Source organism: Flavobacterium reichenbachii, from assembly GCF_002217435.1.
Lineage (GTDB): Bacteria > Bacteroidota > Bacteroidia > Flavobacteriales > Flavobacteriaceae > Flavobacterium > Flavobacterium reichenbachii.
Map to the genome: position 1 here is coordinate 319,353 of NZ_MUHF01000019.1, position 17,009 is coordinate 336,361.

At 33.2% G+C, this 17,009-nt stretch carries 17 protein-coding genes; 5 read left to right on the forward strand and 12 right to left on the reverse strand.

Annotated elements, in window-relative coordinates:
• The first annotated feature begins 148 nt into the window (after positions 1–148).
• Together B0A68_RS16490 and B0A68_RS16495 are read left to right on the forward strand one after the other, a co-directional pair.
• A complete protein-coding gene (locus B0A68_RS16490; RefSeq protein WP_035686472.1) occupies positions 149–757 on the forward strand; it encodes a DUF1877 family protein in 609 nt (202 codons plus the stop codon).
• A gap of 118 nt (positions 758–875) precedes the next feature.
• Entirely contained in the window at positions 876–1,268 is a 393-nt protein-coding gene (locus B0A68_RS16495) for an immunity 22 family protein (RefSeq protein ID WP_035686470.1), read from the forward strand.
• 59 nt (positions 1,269–1,327) lie between these two features.
• On the opposite strand, the gene B0A68_RS16500 is transcribed toward B0A68_RS16495, so the two are convergent.
• The 4 genes from B0A68_RS16500 to B0A68_RS16515 form a co-directional block, all read right to left on the reverse strand.
• On the reverse strand, positions 1,328–1,645 hold the full coding sequence (locus B0A68_RS16500) for a 2Fe-2S iron-sulfur cluster-binding family protein (protein WP_026982672.1): 318 nt from the start codon (positions 1,643–1,645) through the stop codon (positions 1,328–1,330).
• A gap of 57 nt (positions 1,646–1,702) precedes the next feature.
• Positions 1,703–2,182, reverse strand: coding sequence for a hypothetical protein (locus tag B0A68_RS16505; protein WP_035686469.1), 480 nt, complete (start codon positions 2,180–2,182; stop codon positions 1,703–1,705).
• Positions 2,183–2,364: 182 nt separating this feature from the next.
• Positions 2,365–2,604 carry a NifU family protein gene (locus B0A68_RS16510; protein ID WP_035686467.1) on the reverse strand — a complete coding sequence of 80 codons (240 nt, stop codon included), beginning with the start codon at positions 2,602–2,604 and terminating at the stop codon, positions 2,365–2,367.
• Positions 2,605–2,700: 96 nt separating this feature from the next.
• On the reverse strand, positions 2,701–3,831 hold the full coding sequence (locus tag B0A68_RS16515) for an Mrp/NBP35 family ATP-binding protein (RefSeq protein WP_035686465.1): 1,131 nt from the start codon (positions 3,829–3,831) through the stop codon (positions 2,701–2,703).
• Between the two features lie 413 nt (positions 3,832–4,244).
• On the opposite strand from B0A68_RS16515, the gene B0A68_RS16525 reads away from it, so the two are divergent.
• Positions 4,245–5,861 carry a L,D-transpeptidase family protein gene (locus B0A68_RS16525; protein ID WP_035686461.1) on the forward strand — a complete coding sequence of 539 codons (1,617 nt, stop codon included), beginning with the start codon at positions 4,245–4,247 and terminating at the stop codon, positions 5,859–5,861.
• Between the two features lie 63 nt (positions 5,862–5,924).
• Here the strand turns inward: B0A68_RS16525 and B0A68_RS16530 are convergent, their stop codons facing one another.
• The 4 genes from B0A68_RS16530 to B0A68_RS16540 form a co-directional block, all read right to left on the reverse strand.
• Positions 5,925–8,357 carry an ABC transporter permease gene (locus tag B0A68_RS16530; RefSeq protein ID WP_035686458.1) on the reverse strand — a complete coding sequence of 811 codons (2,433 nt, stop codon included), beginning with the start codon at positions 8,355–8,357 and terminating at the stop codon, positions 5,925–5,927.
• A 4-nt stretch (positions 8,358–8,361) separates the two neighbouring features.
• Entirely contained in the window at positions 8,362–8,484 is a 123-nt protein-coding gene (locus tag B0A68_RS24780; protein ID WP_262486754.1) for a hypothetical protein, read from the reverse strand.
• A 7-nt stretch (positions 8,485–8,491) separates the two neighbouring features.
• Positions 8,492–9,199 (reverse strand): ABC transporter ATP-binding protein, encoded by a 708-nt coding sequence (locus B0A68_RS16535; RefSeq protein ID WP_035686456.1) that lies wholly within the window; start codon positions 9,197–9,199, stop codon positions 8,492–8,494.
• Between the two features lie 121 nt (positions 9,200–9,320).
• Positions 9,321–10,565: an efflux RND transporter periplasmic adaptor subunit gene (locus B0A68_RS16540; RefSeq protein ID WP_035686454.1), complete on the reverse strand. Its 1,245-nt coding sequence runs from the start codon at positions 10,563–10,565 to the stop codon at positions 9,321–9,323.
• Positions 10,566–10,722: 157 nt separating this feature from the next.
• Here B0A68_RS16540 and B0A68_RS16545 point away from each other — a divergent pair, with 157 nt between their 5' ends.
• The gene (locus B0A68_RS16545; protein WP_035688326.1) at positions 10,723–12,066 is read left to right on the forward strand and encodes a sigma-54-dependent transcriptional regulator; all 1,344 of its coding nucleotides are present in this window, start codon (positions 10,723–10,725) and stop codon (positions 12,064–12,066) included.
• A gap of 2 nt (positions 12,067–12,068) precedes the next feature.
• Positions 12,069–13,394: a sensor histidine kinase gene (locus B0A68_RS16550; protein ID WP_035686451.1), complete on the forward strand. Its 1,326-nt coding sequence runs from the start codon at positions 12,069–12,071 to the stop codon at positions 13,392–13,394.
• A gap of 166 nt (positions 13,395–13,560) precedes the next feature.
• Here the strand turns inward: B0A68_RS16550 and B0A68_RS16555 are convergent, their stop codons facing one another.
• From B0A68_RS16555 to B0A68_RS16570, 4 genes are all read right to left on the reverse strand, one after another.
• Positions 13,561–13,887, reverse strand: a complete 327-nt coding sequence (locus B0A68_RS16555) for an MGMT family protein (RefSeq protein WP_035686448.1) — start codon at positions 13,885–13,887, stop codon at positions 13,561–13,563.
• 153 nt (positions 13,888–14,040) lie between these two features.
• Complete coding sequence (locus tag B0A68_RS16560; protein WP_035686444.1) at positions 14,041–14,679, reverse strand: LysE family transporter; 639 nt, start codon at positions 14,677–14,679, stop codon at positions 14,041–14,043.
• A 41-nt stretch (positions 14,680–14,720) separates the two neighbouring features.
• On the reverse strand, positions 14,721–15,398 hold the full coding sequence (gene trmB, locus B0A68_RS16565; RefSeq protein ID WP_035688325.1) for a tRNA (guanosine(46)-N7)-methyltransferase TrmB: 678 nt from the start codon (positions 15,396–15,398) through the stop codon (positions 14,721–14,723).
• 158 nt (positions 15,399–15,556) lie between these two features.
• Complete coding sequence (locus B0A68_RS16570) at positions 15,557–16,939, reverse strand: ammonium transporter (protein ID WP_035686442.1); 1,383 nt, start codon at positions 16,937–16,939, stop codon at positions 15,557–15,559.
• Positions 16,940–17,009: the final 70 nt, after the last annotated feature.

Genomic DNA, 17,009 nt, shown 5'->3' on the forward strand with positions numbered 1-17,009 from the left:
AAGAAAAAACCGTAATTGCAGTGATGTAATTACGGTTTTTTCGATTTTATCAATGTCTTGTTTTTTAGTTTTATGGTTTTTTAGAGTTGATGATATTTTGTAAAAGCCTAATGATATATATATTTATTTCAATCAAAACATTCGAATTATGGGATTAGATCTACGATTATTCGCAATTTCATACGAAGCAAATTTTGTTCTTGAAAAGGCAAAATCAAATCTTTATTATGCAATAGACTTCGATAAGATTTTAGATACCGAAACTCTAAAGTTGCATTTAAGGATGATTCAGAAAAATCCAGAGGGAATACCAGAAAATATAATGCAAGAGCTAATTGAAGATTCAATAAAAGTTATCAATTGTTATCCTAATAAAAATAAAGATAATTACAGTTTTTATAGTTTTACAAGGGGTTATGAAACGTTGAATTATCTTTTAAAAGAGTATTTAAAAGACAAAATTAATGTTGAAGTTTCTGAGCTGTTTTATTCGGGAATTGAAATCGAAAATGAATCGCAATTTGTGCGATTTCATTATATAGATAAAGAAGAGGTACAAAGAATATATGAATTACTAGAGCCAATTGAGTTTAATGAACTTATCAAATATTATCATTATGACATCATGATTGAAAATATTTACAAATTGGTACTTTCTGATCGTTTTAAATTTTTGGAGGAAGAATTTAATAATCTTAAGAAATTTTATTTTGAATCAAAAATGATTGATGCTTTTGTAATTATTAAAATTTCATAATTGTTATAAAGAAAAACAGTAATTGCAGTGATGTAATTGCGGTTTTTTTGATTTTGAAAGGAATATAAATTGTACTTTGCATTAACATAAAATCAAAATTATTAAAGAGATTAAAATTATGAGAAAAGAAACCAGTCATTTTTGGTTTGGGAACTTTAAGACCGAAGAGCAGTATTTTGATTTTGTTGGTGAAAGTGAAGATTATTATCTAGAAGATGAAGAAGACGATGAAAAATACATTTCTGAATTTGCAAGATCGCAAGGGAAACATTTTTTAGATCATGATTTTATGGAAAGCGGATTTGCAAATGAAGCGATTTCGTTTGAAGAAAAATTCAAAATCTATTCTTATTCACCCCAATGGATTAAAATAGCCAAAGAAAGGCTAGAAGATCTAGACTACGATTTATCTCAAATTAATACGGTTGTTTTTATAACAAAAGAGTTAATTAAAAGCCCGGTGTCAATTGACAATCTATTGTATATTGGAGAAATCGAGTACGAAATTTAAAAAGAAGTATCTTAGAAAATAAAAAGGCGAGAATCAAATTCCCGCCTTTTTAATTATTTTTAATATTCAGGAGCCAGTTCTAACTCCAGTCCTTCCAATTCTGTAGTAATAGGGATCTGACAGCCTAAACGACTATTAGATTTAACATAAAACGCTTCAGAAAGCATGGCTTCTTCCTCGTCTCCCATTTCTGGTAATGCCACATCGTTTAGAACATAACATTGACAGGAAGCACACATGGCCATTCCTCCGCAGGTTCCTTCAACAGGAAGCTCGTATGCTTTGCATAACTCCATTATGTTCATTGCCATATCAGTTGGAGCTTGTAATTCATGTATAACTCCTTCTCGATCTTTAATCTTTATTAATACATCCATTTTTATATTTGGAATTTATTGACTGGATTTTATAACGTGAGAAAATCCTAATGTATATTAACTATTTGGTTTTGTGCTAAAAGCAAATTCCCTTCTTTTGTTTTCTTTAAGGCGCATTTGAACACCAAGAATATTATCATCTTTTTCCATAATAGTTACTACAGCAACTACAGAATAATAATCTTTATCTGATTGGAAAATTAATGTTCCCTCATAAGTCGAGTTTAATATGCCCTGCTTATCAGTTGCTTCTGTAATTTTTTTAGGATGAGAAAATGCAGCTGTACTGTAAACAGCCTTGTTTGATAATTTCCCTCTTCCTTCTACAAAATCATACAAAAAATCATAATTTCCAATTCTTAAGCTTCCTGGTTCATCGTTTGGATTAACAGAAAATACAATCTTTCCGGCGTATGCAAAGTCTGCCCATTCTTCTGCTTCATTTACCCAAGCTTTATCAACAATAAAAGTTTTACTTTGTCCATAGCTGACAGAGACAAGAAAAATAGATAAAAGCAACGTGTAAAATTTTTTCATAAAATTTAAGATTTAGGGTTATGCCGGCAAATTTAATTTAAAATTGTAAAACAGGCTTAACTCAAAATCTCAATTTTTTATGGTGTTTTTTGTCGCATCTTTAAAAAAAGAATAGAATATGATGTTATTATTGATAATTTTACAACTTTTCGTACTAAAAAGTTTTGCTATTATCTCCAATATTACATTATGTTAACCACCGTTTCTATCTGCGGTGCATATTTTTTTATTGTTGTTTCAACTCCGGCTTTCAGTGTCATCTGATTTACGCTGCAGCTAATGCATGCTCCTTCTAGACGAACTTTAACGTGTTTGTCATCATCTATAGAAATAAGTGTTATATCTCCTCCATCAGATTTTAAAAACGGTCTGATTTCATCAAGAGCTAATAATACATTGCTTGTTAATTCTTCTGTTGTCATAATTTTATCAATTAGAAAATTTGTCAATTAGGGAATGAGATAATTATCAAAATTAACAATCATCTCATTTTCTAATTATCTCCTTATCTTATTATATTAATTCTTTTTTACTGCTGAACATCCAGCCATTGTTGTAATTTTAATAGCTTCGGTTTCAGGCAGACTTTCGTTTCTGCTTACTACTTCCTGCACTACATTTCTTGTGATTCCTTCAAAAATAGCTTCAATTGGAGAAGCTGTTTGAAGAGCTGCCGGACGACCATAATCTCCAGCTTCACGAATAGATTGTACAATTGGCACTTCTCCTAAGAAAGGAACACCCAAATCTTCTGCAAGATTTTTTGCACCTTCTTGTCCAAAAATATAATATTTGTTTTCTGGTAATTCTTCAGGTGTAAAGTATGCCATGTTTTCTATAATTCCTAAAACAGGCACATTAATGTTATCCTGCATAAACATAGCAACTCCTTTTTTTGCATCGGCAAGAGCAACAGCTTGCGGCGTACTTACTACAACAGCTCCTGTTATAGGCAGTGACTGCATAATAGAAAGGTGAATATCTCCGGTTCCTGGAGGTAAATCCAGAAGCATAAAGTCTAATTCTCCCCAGTCTGCATCAAAAATCATTTGATTTAAGGCTTTTGCAGCCATTGGACCTCTCCAGATTACAGCTTGACTTGGTGCTGTAAAGAAACCAATAGAAAGCATCTTGATTTCGTAACTTTCAATAGGTTTCATTTTTGATTTTCCGTCAACAGTAATAGAAACTGGCTTTTCGTTCTCTACATCAAACATAATCGGCATAGAAGGACCGTAAATATCAGCATCAAGAACTCCAACCTTAAATCCCATTTTTGCCAGAGTTACGGCTAGATTAGCGGTAACAGTAGATTTTCCGACACCTCCTTTTCCAGAAGCAACGGCAATAATATTTTTAATTCCAGGAATAGCACGACCTTTAATTTCGTTTTTCTCAGGAGTTTCAACTTTAATATTTACTTTAATTTTTGCTTCTGGCGATACCAATTCGTGAATTGTTTTTTTGATATCGTCTTCAGCTCTTTTCTTGATATGCATTGCAGGAGTGTGCAGTATTAAATCTACTACAACTTCATCGCCAAAAGTAATAACATTAGCAACGGCGCCGCTTTCTACCATATTTTTCCCTTCGCCAGCTATAGTGATTGTTTCTAGAGCTTTAAGAATTTCTTTTCTGTCTAATTTCATTTTGATGTGCTGTTTTCTATGAATGAAATCAATTTAAGGTATTGTCTTTATTTAAACTGATTTCAGACTGCAAAGATAACAGATTAAGTTCGGATTTATACCCTTTTAAATTGGATTTATCGATATACAGATTGTTCAAAACGATGATTAAAAATATATTGAATGCCAGTAAATCACATTTTATAAAATAAAAAGTATGACGGTATGCTTTTATAAAGATCAAAAAAGATAAATTTTGGATCTTAAATTTTGCAGTTTTATAGATAAATTCTCGCAAAAAACACGTACATTTGATAGCCTTAAATCTATGATTTCCAATTATTAAAAAATTTGTGAAAGCTTGTTTTTAGAGTGCTCTATTGGTCTTTCCGTATTTTTTAATAAATTTTTTTTAAAATTTAAATATAAAAAATATGCGAAATTTTACTTTTCTTCCTGTTGTTGCTTTGAGTTTTTTTATATTTTCTTTTAAATCTGTACCTGAAGATTCAAATTATAAAAAGACGTATCATTCTTCAGAAAAACATTCTGTCGCTGCCACTTATATTTCTATCATTTCTATTGATGCAGCAGTGATTAATGATTTCTTTAAGCGGTATCCCAAATTAAAAAAATATCAAAAAGACGTTCAGGAAATTTATAAAACCAAATCGTATAAATCTATTTGGTACGATGAAAAAAACATTAGTGAATTTGGGGCATTATTATATCAAAAAGTAAACGTGCTGAAAGATCAGGGAATAGACAGCAAAATGCCTTATAAAGAAATAATTGATCAGGCATTTAACGAAAGTGATAATATTGATCCGCCAAAAATAGACACAGAATTACTCCTAACCAGCATGTATATTTTTTATGCCAGTAATGTTTATTCTGGCGTAGATCCGGCAACGTTAAAGAAAATTGGATGGTATTTACCGGCCAAAAGTATTTCGTATTCCAAAATTTTAGATTCTCTAATTGTCGATACAAATCGATTGAATGAAGACGATAATCTTTTATTCAGTCAATATTACAAGCTGAAAGATGCCTTAAAAAAATATCGTAAAATCGAAACCGATAATCTTTGGCAGAAAATTACAATTGACAGTGCTAATTATAAAGATTTGAGACCCGATGATACCAGCGTTGCCATTAAACAAATTAGACAGCGTTTGTTTGTTGTGGGAGATCTGAAACGCGATTCTCAAAGTGATGTTTATGACGAAGAATTAATGGCGGGCGTTTTGAATTATAAAAAAAGATACAATCTCAAATTAAATTATGCCATAACGAGAGATCATATCAATCAATTGAATGAACCCATCAGCAAAAGAATTAAAACGATTATGCTGAATATGGAAAGATGCAGGTGGATTCCGACCAATTTGTCTAAAGCAAGTGAATATGTAATGGTTAATATTCCGTCCTTTAGAATGTTTTATGTGAAAGACGGACAATATGCACTGGTTTCGGATATTTTCGTTGGTAATAGGCTGAGTGAAACGGTGATATTCAGCGGTACTATGGACCGTATCGTTTTCAGTCCGTATTGGTATGTTCCGAACAGCATTATTCAAAACGAATTAAAACTCCAGATTGCAAGCAATAAAAACTATCTGGCCGAACATAATATGGAATGGAATGGAGGGAAAGTGAGACAAAAGCCAGGGCCTAAAAACTCTTTAGGATTGGTAAAATTTATGTTCCCAAATCCGAATGATATTTATATGCACGATACGCCTGCAAAAAGTTTGTTCGAATTTGAAAACCGTACTTTTAGTCATGGCTGCATTAATGTGAAAGAGGCAAAAAATTTGGCTTTGGCTATTTTAAAAGATGATCCAGACTGGCCGGCAGATAAAATTGATAAAGCTATGAGCGGTGAAAAAGAAACGACTTGTATGCTTAAAAATAAGATTCCGGTGTATATTGGATATTTTACAGCTTGGGTTCAGGACAATGGCGAAATAAACTTTTTTCCAGATGTTTACAGCCGTGATGAGAGTTTAGATAAATTGCTTTATTCTGATTCTGTGAGCATGAAATAAAAATATTAAACCCGGCAGATTTAGAAAATTGCCGGGTTTAAGTAAAAAAAATGGTCTACAAGCTTATTCGTATTTTAAATATTTTAAAACATCTATTTTCGTAACCTGATATGCTTTTGCTAAAACAATTAGCAATGTTAGAATTAATAGTGAAACCAATGCAATGCTAAATGGAATTACAGAAATATTAATTCTGAAAGCAAAATTCTCCAGCCATTTTTGCAATAAAATATAAGCTGGCACAATCCCGATTGCAAATCCCAATAAGCAGAAAACGATATATTGTTTTGATAATTCTTTCAATAAAACATCTGTTTCTGCACCCAGCGTTTTTCTAATTGCAATTTCTTTCAGTCTTCTCTCCATCGAAAATGATGCCAAAGCAAACAATCCGAAGATGGCAATTACAATTACAACAAGATTTAAAATAAAAAACAGGTCTTTTTGTTTTACTTGTTCCTCGTATGTTTTGGCAAATCCTTTATTTACAAATTCGTAGAAAAAAGGATAATCCTGATTAACATTTTTCTCAAAATAAGTCTTGAGTTTAGCTAAGGTTTCCGTTAAATTATTTGGAGAAACTTTGACAAGGATATTTTGAAAATTGTACGTTTTTAAAGTTTTCATATTCACAAATACCATTGGCGGCACTTTGTTTTGTAATCCTGTAATATGAAAGTCTTTCACCACTCCAACTACCTTAAATTTTAAGCCGTCAGAACCACCATCGCTAAACCCGGATGTTATCACCGTATTTATAGGATTTTTTAGACCCAGCGCTTTTACACAAGCTTCGTTGATCAGCCAGTTGTTTATCGTATCCGAAGCATATTTTGGAGACAGATTACGGCCTTTTACAACTTTAATTTTCATCATTTCAAGAAAATCAAAATCCATTTCTACATTTCGGGGCTGTACAAACATACCATTATGGGTAAAACCAGAACTGGAGTTTGTACTATAACCTAATGTTCCGGCAAAAGTAGATACATTTTCGACTCCCGGTATTTTTAGAATCTCCTGTTTAGTGGTGTAATATTTTCCTCCTTTAGTTTTGTAATCATCATAATTGAATGCAACTCTAATGACCTGACTGCCGCTAAAGCCCAAGTCTTTATTCATCATGTAATTAACCTGCGAGTTTACAATTAAGGCACCAATGATAAAAAATGCCGCGATGCCAAATTGAAAAATAAGCATCGAATTTCTAATCCAGATACCGCTTTTACTTCGGGAGAAATTGCCTTTTAAAACCTTCAAAGTTTCGAAATTTGAAATATAAATGGCAGGAAAAATACCAGCAAGTCCAATGACTAATACAAATATAAAAATGAGCTGCAGGTAAAATTCACTGCCATTCAAAATCAAAGTCTTTTTCAGGAAAGTGTTATAATACGGTAATGATATTTCTACAATTGCCAAAGCAAAAAGAATAGATAAAACAACAACTATGGCAGTTTCAAAAATAAACTGTGATATGATTTGAGATTTACTTGCACCAACAATCTTACGAACGCCTACTTCTTTTGCACGCTTAATAGCAGACGCTGTCGCCAGATTAATGTAGTTTACCAGTGATAAAACTAAAATCAAAATAGAGAGACCAACCATGATATAAAGCAATTGAAGATTACCGTCTCCTTCAGGAAAATTTCTTCCTCCAGAAGACTTAGTTCCGTGCAGGCGTGATTTTTCCAGTTGATCTATAATAACCGTAATCTCACCGTTTTCCTTTACATACTGCTCAACCGTCTGCCCGCTTTCTTTGGCATCTTTTAAAGTTCGGTTAACAAAATTTACATTTTGCATTTTCTTTAAAACAGCTTCAGGATCAGCGTTTTTCTTGATTTTAATCATCAAGCCGTAGCTGAAATTTCCCCAGCTGTTGAGATCATTTTCGCGGACAATATCACCAAAAACATATTCTGGTTCGATAGAAGAAGGCGATATAATTTGATAAACAGATTTTATTACATAAGATTTATTGTCATAAGTAATTATTTTGCCTATCGGATCTTCATCTGCAAAAAGCAGTTTTGCCTGTTCCTCAGAAATGGCGGCGCTGTTTTTTTCTTTTAAAATATTTTTTTTGGCACCTTTTATAATTGGGAAAGGGAACATATCAAAAAAACCATTGTCTGAAACGGTAATTTTTTTAGCTATAATTTTTTTACTTCCAAATTTAATTACACCATCATTATACCAGGTATTCATAAACGAAATCTGCTCAATTTCAGGAATAGTCGCTTTGCAGGTATTTCCAAACGGAATTGAACAAGAAGCCCAAATATCTCCGGTAATACCAATTTTATTCAGAACCATATAAGAATTTTCTTTTTCAGAATTCCATCGATTGTATGCATTTTCGTTGTTCCAATATAAAATCGCAAAGATGACACCTGCAATCCCAATACTAAGTCCTAAAACATTTAAAAATGAAAACAGTTTGTTTTGCTTTAAATGATAAATAAAAATTTTAAACCAATTGTAAATCATCGCGTTATTGTTTTAGAATTATTTCGGTTACGGTACGAACAGAAACAGTATTTCTGTTTTCTAATGTCGTTATTTTGCAAAGAAATCCTGCCAGGATTAAAATTGCAGTTACAATAAATTTGATCATTTTGATTTTATTTAGCATCCATAAAAACATCCACATTTCTCTGGTTTAATCTTTCAGAGAAAATAACGCCATCTTTCATATGGATAGTTCTTTGAGAAAAAGAAGCATCATAATCAGAGTGGGTCACCATCAGGATTGTAGCACCTTTAGCATGCAGATCGGTTAAGAGTTCCATTACTTCATTACCATTTTTACTGTCTAAGTTTCCGGTTGGCTCATCGGCAAGAATGATTTTAGGATCATTTACCAATGCTCTTGCAACAGCAACTCTTTGCTGCTGTCCTCCCGAAAGCTGCTGCGGAAAATGTTTTAAACGGTGAGAAATGTTTAATTTTTCAGCAATCGCTTCAATTTTTTGCTTTCTATCAGATGCTTTAACATTGTTGTAAAGCAAAGGCAGTTCGATATTATCATAAACCGAAAGCTCGTCGATCAAATTGAAATTCTGGAAAATAAATCCGATATTTTCTTTTCTTACTTTGGCTCTTCCTTTTTCTTTTAAGCCGATCATTTCCTGATCTAATAATTTATAGCTTCCGTCTGAAGCGCTGTCAAGCAGTCCGATAATATTTAATAAAGTCGATTTTCCACAGCCCGAAGGTCCCATAATTGTTAAGAAATCTCCTTTTTGAATCTGTAAATTAATGCCGCTCAAAGCTGCAGTTTCGATCTCTTCTGTTTTAAAAACTTTGGTTAAATTCTGAATTGTGATCATAATTTTTTAGGTTTTAATGTTGTTAAAATGTTTTTTGATTGATGATTGAGTTTTTTTTGTTTCAAGTTTCAGGTTTTCCGCAACGTAACTTGAAACCTGAAACCTGAAACCTGAAACCATTTTACTCTCTATTAATTGATAATTCTTCAATGTCTTTATAATCTGCATAAGTTGAGGTAATTACAGATTCGCCTTCTTTTAGGCCTTCCAAAACTTCAAAATAAGAAGGATTTTCTCTTCCTAATTTTATATTTCTTCGTTCTGCTTTGTTTCCTTTTACTACAAAAATCCATTTCCCTGCTGTTTCCTGATTAAAGCTTCCTTTTGGCACCACCAAGGTTTTATTTTTCTCCGATAAAATTAGTTTTACCCCAAAGCTAAGTCCGTCCTGCAAAGTGATATTTTCTTTTGATGCAAAAGCCAGTTCTACTGTAAAACGGCCTCCTTTTACTTCGGGAATTACTTTGGTTACCAGAACTTCTAGCGTTGTGCCTTTATATTCTACCTGACCTTTTAAACCTTCTCTAATTTTCTCCAGATAAAATTCATCTACCGCTGCGACAAGTTTATATCCTTTATTAGAATCGATTCTGCCGATGCTTTCTCCAGCTTGAAATGTTTTTCCTAAAACAGGTTCAAAAGAAGTCAGTCTTCCAGATTCTGGTGCCGTAATCAAAAAATTCTTTTTATTGTTTCTTAAAATATCCAGACTTTTTTCCATTGTTTGTATCGAACGGTTAATTTGAGAAATCTGAACCTGATTGCTTTGTTTTTCTTTTTGAATGCTCTGCTGAATCGTTCTTTTTCGTTCTTCCTGAAAACGTAGACTTTCTTTAAAAGTATTCCAGTCATTTTTTGAAATCACCTCTTTGGCAAACAATTTCGAATTCATATCGTACAATCTTTTAGCATCATTATAATCATGTTCAATCAAAACGAAATCTTTTGTAAGGTTCAATTCCTGATTTCTAATGTTTAATTTTCCGTTATTCAAATTATTAATTTGTTCTATAATAGCAGTTTCCTGCGTTAGGTAATTAAGTTCTGTATTTGGGTTGTACAAACGTGCCAGTGACTGGCCTTTGCTGACCATTGCCCCATTTTCTACAAAAATCTCTTTTACAGATCCTCCTTCGGTTACGTTTACCAGCATTACATTTAAAGGCTCAACTTTTGCCTGAAAAACAACAAAATCTTCAAAAAACGCTTTTTCTACTTTCTGAACAGTCAATTCATCTGCTTTTACATTTAAACTTCTTTTACTGTTAAAAGAAAAAAATACAATTACAGCCAAAGCTAAAAAAACGCCTATTACTATTGTTAAAGATCTAAATTTTCTATTTTTACGAGGAATTATCGTGTCCATTTTTTTAATAATTTACTGATAATCAATAGGTAAATACTGTGCCAGTAAATTTATTATTTGTAAAGTGTTGATTTTAAAGAAGCTTTAAAAACATTCTAAAAAAGGAGTGTTCGATAATGAACAGTTGACCGTTCAGAATCGGACAAAAAAAGACAGCATGCGAAAAAAACAAGCTCAAATATTAGTTGTAGACGATCAGGAAGAAATTCTTTTTTCGGCAAAAATGATTCTCAAAAAGCATTTTGAATCCATTTTTACAACCAGCAGTCCCAAAAAAATCATCTCAATTCTAAACGAAAATGAAATAAATGTCGTCTTGCTGGATATGAATTACCGTATAGGTTTTGAGGATGGACGCGAAGGAATTCACTGGCTTAAAGAAATTAAAACACTTTCGCCTAAAACAATTGTGATTTTGATGACGGCTTTTGGTAAAATCGAAACCGCTGTCGAAGGGATAAAAATTGGCGCTTTTGATTATGTTTTAAAACCGTGGCATAACGAAAAATTGCTTGATATAATTGATAAAGCAGTTCTTGAAAGCCGAAAAAACACTAAAAAAGTTTTAGTCGAAAACTCAGGCAAACGATATTTTAACGGTTCCTCTCCTAAAATAAAACACGCCTATACAATAGCCGAAAAAGTAGCCAAAACCGATGCAAATGTTTTGATTTTGGGCGAAAACGGAACAGGAAAATATGTCTTCGCAGAGTTTATTCACCAAAATTCAGAAAGAAACACAGAACCTTTTGTGCATGTAGATTTGGGTTCTTTGAGCGATAATTTGTTCGAAAGTGAACTTTTTGGATATGCCAAAGGCGCTTTTACAGACGCAAAATCAGATACGGCCGGAAGATTTGAAACAGCCTTAAACGGAACGATTTTTTTGGATGAAATTGGAAATATTCCGCTTCATCTGCAATCTAAATTGTTACATGTTCTGCAGACCAAAACCGTTACGCGCTTGGGAGAAAGCAAACCAAGACCTTTAAACGTCAGAATAATTGCAGCAACCAATAATGATATAAAAGCCGAAGTAAGAAACAAGACATTCCGCGAAGATTTATTGTACAGAATCAATACAATGGAAATCAATATTCCTGCTTTGCGCGAAAGAAAAGAAGATATTGTGCCGATGGCCAATTTTATATTAGAACAGCTTGCCGAAAAGTACAATCAGACTGGCTGGCGTTTTGATGATAATACGGCTTCGTATTTAGAAAAATATCCGTGGAAAGGAAATGTGCGTGAAATGGAAAATAAAATAGAACGCGCTTTGATTTTGGCCGATAATAATACAATTTCTGTAACCGATCTGGATATTCTTGACTTTGAAGATTTTCAGGATAAAGATGATAATCCATTATCTGAAATGGAAAAAATGGCAATCGAAAAAGCTTTGTTTAAGCACAGTGGCAATATTAGCAAAACAGCTGAAGAACTGGGTTTGTCACGCGCCGCTTTGTACCGCAGGATTGAAAAATACGATTTAAAAAGTTAATCATGAAAAACCAAAAACTTTATAACGGTTTGTTTGCAAGAATTTTGCTGACAATGATATTGTTTTTCTTGTGTGCTTTTCTGATTGGCAGAACGTTTTATTACAACGCCGTTTTAGTGGGTCTTTTTGGAATTATATTGTTGTTTGAAATGTATTTTTATGTCAAAAATCAATTTTCATTTCATGATAAAATACTGCTTTCGATTTTAAAAAAAGATTTCTCGGCCAATTTTCCGGAAGATAACAGAAATGGCAATTTTAAGAATTTATATCTTGTTTATGACGCTTTAAAAGTTCGCGAAAAAGAACAAACTTCTAAGGAACTGATCTATAAGTCTATTTTAAACAATATTGATACAGCGTCTCTGATTTTAGAAAAAGAAAAGGATTCCTGGAATGTTTTTTTAATGAATGACTGTTTCTCGGATTTATTCAAAGTACCGAAAGTAAGTCACTGGAAATATCTTAAAAATTACCTTCCGTCGCTTTGTGATGAAATTGAAAAAACGGGTTTTACCGACCTAAAATCTGCAGTTAACATTAAAATCGAAGATCGGGACTTACAGACTTTTGTATTGCAGACTTCAAAAACACAAACGTATGATAAAGAATATTTTATCATTTTATTGGATAGTATTCAGCGTGTAATTGAGAAAAAAGAAAAAGAAGCGTGGGTTAATTTAATGAAGATTATCTCGCACGAATTAATGAATTCCTTAACGCCGATTCGGGCACTTTCGCAGAATTTACTTCATATTGTCGATCAGGAAAAACTCGAAGAAGAAGATTTTGAAGACATTAAAAGCAGTATTTCTACGATAATAAACAGAAGTGATCATCTGCAGGTTTTTGTCGAAAATTACAGAAAACTAGCAATGCTTCCGACTCCGAGCAAACAAATGACGCCTATAAATGCTCTTTTTGAAGATTGTCTGCGTATTATGAATCCGATTTTGAGATCAGAAAATATTGTATTGGAAAACGAAATCAACAGCTCTCGTTCGATTTTGATTGACAAAAACCAAATGGAACAGGTTATTATTAATTTAATTACCAATAGCATATTTGCTCTTAAAGAAAAAACAGAAAAAAAACTAGTTTTGTCTAGTTATACAGAAAACAACCGCTTTTTTATTGTGATTTCTGATAACGGAAAAGGTGTTGATAATGAGATTAGAGATAAAGTATTTCTTCCGTTTTTTACCACTCGCAAAGACGGAGCGGGAATTGGTCTTACGCTTTCTAAAAATATTATAGAAGCGCACGGCGGTTACTTAAGTTTTCAAACCGATGAAGATAACACAAGCTTTGTAATTTGTCTGATTTGATTATTTGAACCATATAAGTGATATAAGTTCATATTAAGTATTGTGTATAAATCTCTCGCAAAGAAAATTAAAAACTTTGCGACTTTTCGTTTTTGCGAGATTAAATGACAAAGTAAATCAAGACAATATTTTAAATGAACTTATATCACTTATATGGTGAAAACTTTTAAAGTTCAACTTCTGGTTTCCAAAAGTGTTTTTCAAGATCTACGATTTGATTATCGATTATTTCAATGCCTTCGCTTTCCAGTAATTGCTGCATTAAATTTGTTCCGTCAAAATGGTGTTTTCCGGTCAAAAGTCCTTTTTGGTTTACAACCCGATGCGCAGGAATATCTTCCATGTTATGACAGGCATTCATCGCCCAGCCTACCATTCTGGCAGATCGCGCTGCTCCCAGAGCTTTTGCAATAGCACCGTAAGAAGTTACTTTTCCGTATGGAATCTGTCTTGCAACTGCATAAACTCTTTCGAAAAAATTTTCGTCAGCCATAGTTTTTTTGCCGAATTATACGAATGAACACGAATTTTAAATTTACAATCTATTTAAATCTTCTGTCATTCCTAATAGTTGTCAGGATAAAGCATTAAGAATACAATTAAATAACTGCCTGCTTAGATCTTTTAAAATCTGCGGCTCTAATTATTATCCAAAATAGTAATTCAAAATATTAAAAAGTGTTACCACAGCAATTATACCTGTAATACTGCCAATAATGGTATTCATATTTCGCATGATATAATCGGTTTTCTTTTCTATTCTTCCAAAGAAAGCAATATAGCTGTACAAAACTGCAAATGATCCTAGAACAGAACCCAATACAAAGGTAAAAATAATGCTGTTTTCAAATACAAAAAGATGGTACGAAGCCAAAGTAACACTTACCACAACATAATATGGAATAGGGAAGAAGTTTAATCCGGAAAGAAGCATTCCCAGAAAAAAACGACTCTTTTTACTGCTTTTTTTAATCTTTGATTTTTTCTTGGTTGAAGGATCTTTGGCAATAAACAAAAAGTAGATGGTTAAGATAGAGAAAATCACAAAACCCACTTCACGCAGTAAAGTCACCACATCTGGCCGATTGTCAATTACCTGTGCAAATAAAACAGCAAGATATACCTGAAGAAAAATTACCAGAACGGCACCAATTACAAACCATAAGGCATTCTTTTTTCCTTCTTTCAAATTTATTTTGGCTGCAGTCATGTTGATTAATCCTGGTGGAATAATCCCAATGAAAGCGGCAATAAAACCTGAAATAAAAGGAGTAAGTAAAACCATTTAGTTGTTTTGGGGCGTTAAATATTTGTTTTTAAAATTAATTAATCCTTAATTTTAAAACGAATATACGTAATTGCCTTGTTAATTTCTAAATATTGTTTTTCATAAAAAGTCTGAAAAGCAGTTACTTCTTCCGGGCTTCCTTCGTTTTTATAAACATTATGGTTCGCATACAATACTTCGTGTCCTTCACCATGAAGAAGTCCAAGTGTGTAGCCATGCATAAATTCGCTGTCGGTTTTAAGGTTTACGACACCGTCTTTTTTAAGGATTTTTTTGTACAATTTCAAAAATTCAGAATTGGTCATTCTGTGTTTTGTTCTTTTGTATTTAATCTGCGGATCTGGAAAAGTAATCCAGATTTCGTCTACTTCACCTTCAGTAAAAATATGATTAATCAACTCGATTTGAGTTCGGATAAAAGCAACATTATGCAATCCGGTTTCTACAGCCGTTTTGGCACCGCGCCAGAAACGCGCCCCTTTAATATCAATTCCGATAAAATTTTTGTTTGGATATCTTTCTGCCAGTCCAACAGAATATTCTCCTTTTCCGCATCCTAATTCTAAAACTAAAGGATTATCATTTTTAAAGAAATCAGAATTCCATTTTCCTCTTAAAGGCATTAGATTGCCTACAACTTCTTCTCTTGTTGGTTGAAAAACGTTTTGAAATGTTTCGTTTTCTCTGAATCTTTTTAGTTTATTTTTACTTCCCACTTTTACAAAAATTTTCAGCAAAATTAAGGAATATAAACGAAGTAATTAAAGTTTAAATTTATTTGCCACGAATTACACGAATTTTCACGAATGTTTTAGTGGTATTCTGTAAAATGGACACAATAAGAATTAGTGTAATTCGTGGCAATAAAATATTTTTAACCGTAATGTGGTTCAGTAATCGGCTGAGCTTTTGGGTCAAGTGATTCATCGTGCTGCGATAAATCCAGTCCGATATGTTCTGATTCCTCAGAAACTCTTAGCGGAATAATAAAATTGGTTACTTTGAATAAGAAATAAGCTCCGAAGAAAGTAAAAATCGAAACCAAAACCAATGCCATCATATGGTGTCCGAATACGCTCCATCCTCCGTGCAGTAAACTTGCATTTTCTCCATGAGCAAACACAGCCGTTAGGATCATTCCCATAATACCGCCGACACCGTGGCAGGCAAAAACGTCTAAAGTATCATCAAATCTTTTTGAGAAACGACAGTTTACAGCAGAATTTGAAACCAATGCCGTAACAAATCCGAAGAACATACTTTCTGGCACAGAAACATATCCTGCAGCAGGCGTAATGGCAACCAAGCCCACAACGGCACCGATACAAGCACCAAGAGCCGAAACTTTTCTTCCGTTCATGCGATCGAAGAAAATCCAGGTCAACATCGCCGCTGCCGATGAAGTTGTAGTGGTTGCAAAAGCCATAGCGGCAGTTCCGTTGGCGGCAAGAGCAGATCCAGCATTAAATCCAAACCAGCCAAACCATAACATTCCTGTTCCTAATAATACAAACGGAATATTGGTTGGAATATGAAGACTATTTTTTCTTTTACCTAAAACAATAACTCCGGCCAAAGCTGCAAAACCAGAACTCATATGCACGACAGTTCCTCCGGCAAAATCTTTTACTCCAAAATAACTTCCTAAAACTCCCGTAGGATACCAAACGGCGTGGCATAATGGAGCATATATAAAAATGGTGAATAAGCTGATGAAAACCAAATAAGAGATAAAACGAACACGTTCTGCAAACGATCCCGTGATAATTGCCGGACAGATAATAGCAAATTTCATCTGAAACAAAGCAAAAAGCATAAACGGAATCGTGCTGGCTAATTTTTTATGAGGCAGTATATTGACATAATCCATAAAAGCAAAAGTAGTCGGATTGCCAAAAAAGCTGTAAAAATGATCTCCGGAACCAAAACCTACGGGATCTCCAAAGGCAAGACTAAAACCAACCACAACCCATAAAAGTGTTACGACGCCTAAACAGATAAAACTTTGAAGCATAGTCGAAATTACATTTTTCTTACCGACCATTCCTCCGTAAAAAAAGGAGAGTCCTGGTGTCATAATCAAAACAAGGCAGCACGAAGTCAGCATCCAGGCAACATCTGCAGGAACTATAGTATCGAGAGTGCCAAATTCTGCTAAAACATAATTATTCTCAGTTACAGTTGGCCAGAATGCACCAATTGTGCATACGACACTAATCATGATAAAGGAAATGATCCAGCGTTTTTCTATTTTCATTTTAAAATACTTTGTTTAACCCTATTTTTTTTGGGGTCAAAGTTAAAAAAAATAAAATATTTAGACTTTA

Bases quoted from the DNA above. Each gene is read 5' to 3' on its own strand.
- B0A68_RS16570 (WP_035686442.1), bottom strand. From the start codon at position 16,939: ATGAAAATAGAAAAACGCTGGATCATTTCCTTTATCATGATTAGTGTC.
- B0A68_RS16510 (WP_035686467.1), bottom strand. From the start codon at position 2,604: ATGACAACAGAAGAATTAACAAGCAATGTATTATTAGCTCTTGATGAA.
- B0A68_RS24780 (WP_262486754.1), bottom strand. From the start codon at position 8,484: ATGATCAAATTTATTGTAACTGCAATTTTAATCCTGGCAGGATTTCTT.
- B0A68_RS16555 (WP_035686448.1), bottom strand. From the start codon at position 13,887: ATGGCTGACGAAAATTTTTTCGAAAGAGTTTATGCAGTTGCAAGACAG.
- B0A68_RS16515 (WP_035686465.1), bottom strand. From the start codon at position 3,831: ATGAAATTAGACAGAAAAGAAATTCTTAAAGCTCTAGAAACAATCACT.
- B0A68_RS16550 (WP_035686451.1), top strand. From the start codon at position 12,069: ATGAAAAACCAAAAACTTTATAACGGTTTGTTTGCAAGAATTTTGCTG.
- B0A68_RS16560 (WP_035686444.1), bottom strand. From the start codon at position 14,679: ATGGTTTTACTTACTCCTTTTATTTCAGGTTTTATTGCCGCTTTCATT.
- B0A68_RS16525 (WP_035686461.1), top strand. From the start codon at position 4,245: ATGCGAAATTTTACTTTTCTTCCTGTTGTTGCTTTGAGTTTTTTTATA.
- B0A68_RS16535 (WP_035686456.1), bottom strand. From the start codon at position 9,199: ATGATCACAATTCAGAATTTAACCAAAGTTTTTAAAACAGAAGAGATC.
- B0A68_RS16540 (WP_035686454.1), bottom strand. From the start codon at position 10,565: ATGGACACGATAATTCCTCGTAAAAATAGAAAATTTAGATCTTTAACA.
- B0A68_RS16500 (WP_026982672.1), bottom strand. From the start codon at position 1,645: ATGGATGTATTAATAAAGATTAAAGATCGAGAAGGAGTTATACATGAA.
- B0A68_RS16505 (WP_035686469.1), bottom strand. From the start codon at position 2,182: ATGAAAAAATTTTACACGTTGCTTTTATCTATTTTTCTTGTCTCTGTC.
- B0A68_RS16495 (WP_035686470.1), top strand. From the start codon at position 876: ATGAGAAAAGAAACCAGTCATTTTTGGTTTGGGAACTTTAAGACCGAA.
- B0A68_RS16545 (WP_035688326.1), top strand. From the start codon at position 10,723: ATGCGAAAAAAACAAGCTCAAATATTAGTTGTAGACGATCAGGAAGAA.
- B0A68_RS16530 (WP_035686458.1), bottom strand. From the start codon at position 8,357: ATGATTTACAATTGGTTTAAAATTTTTATTTATCATTTAAAGCAAAAC.
- B0A68_RS16490 (WP_035686472.1), top strand. From the start codon at position 149: ATGGGATTAGATCTACGATTATTCGCAATTTCATACGAAGCAAATTTT.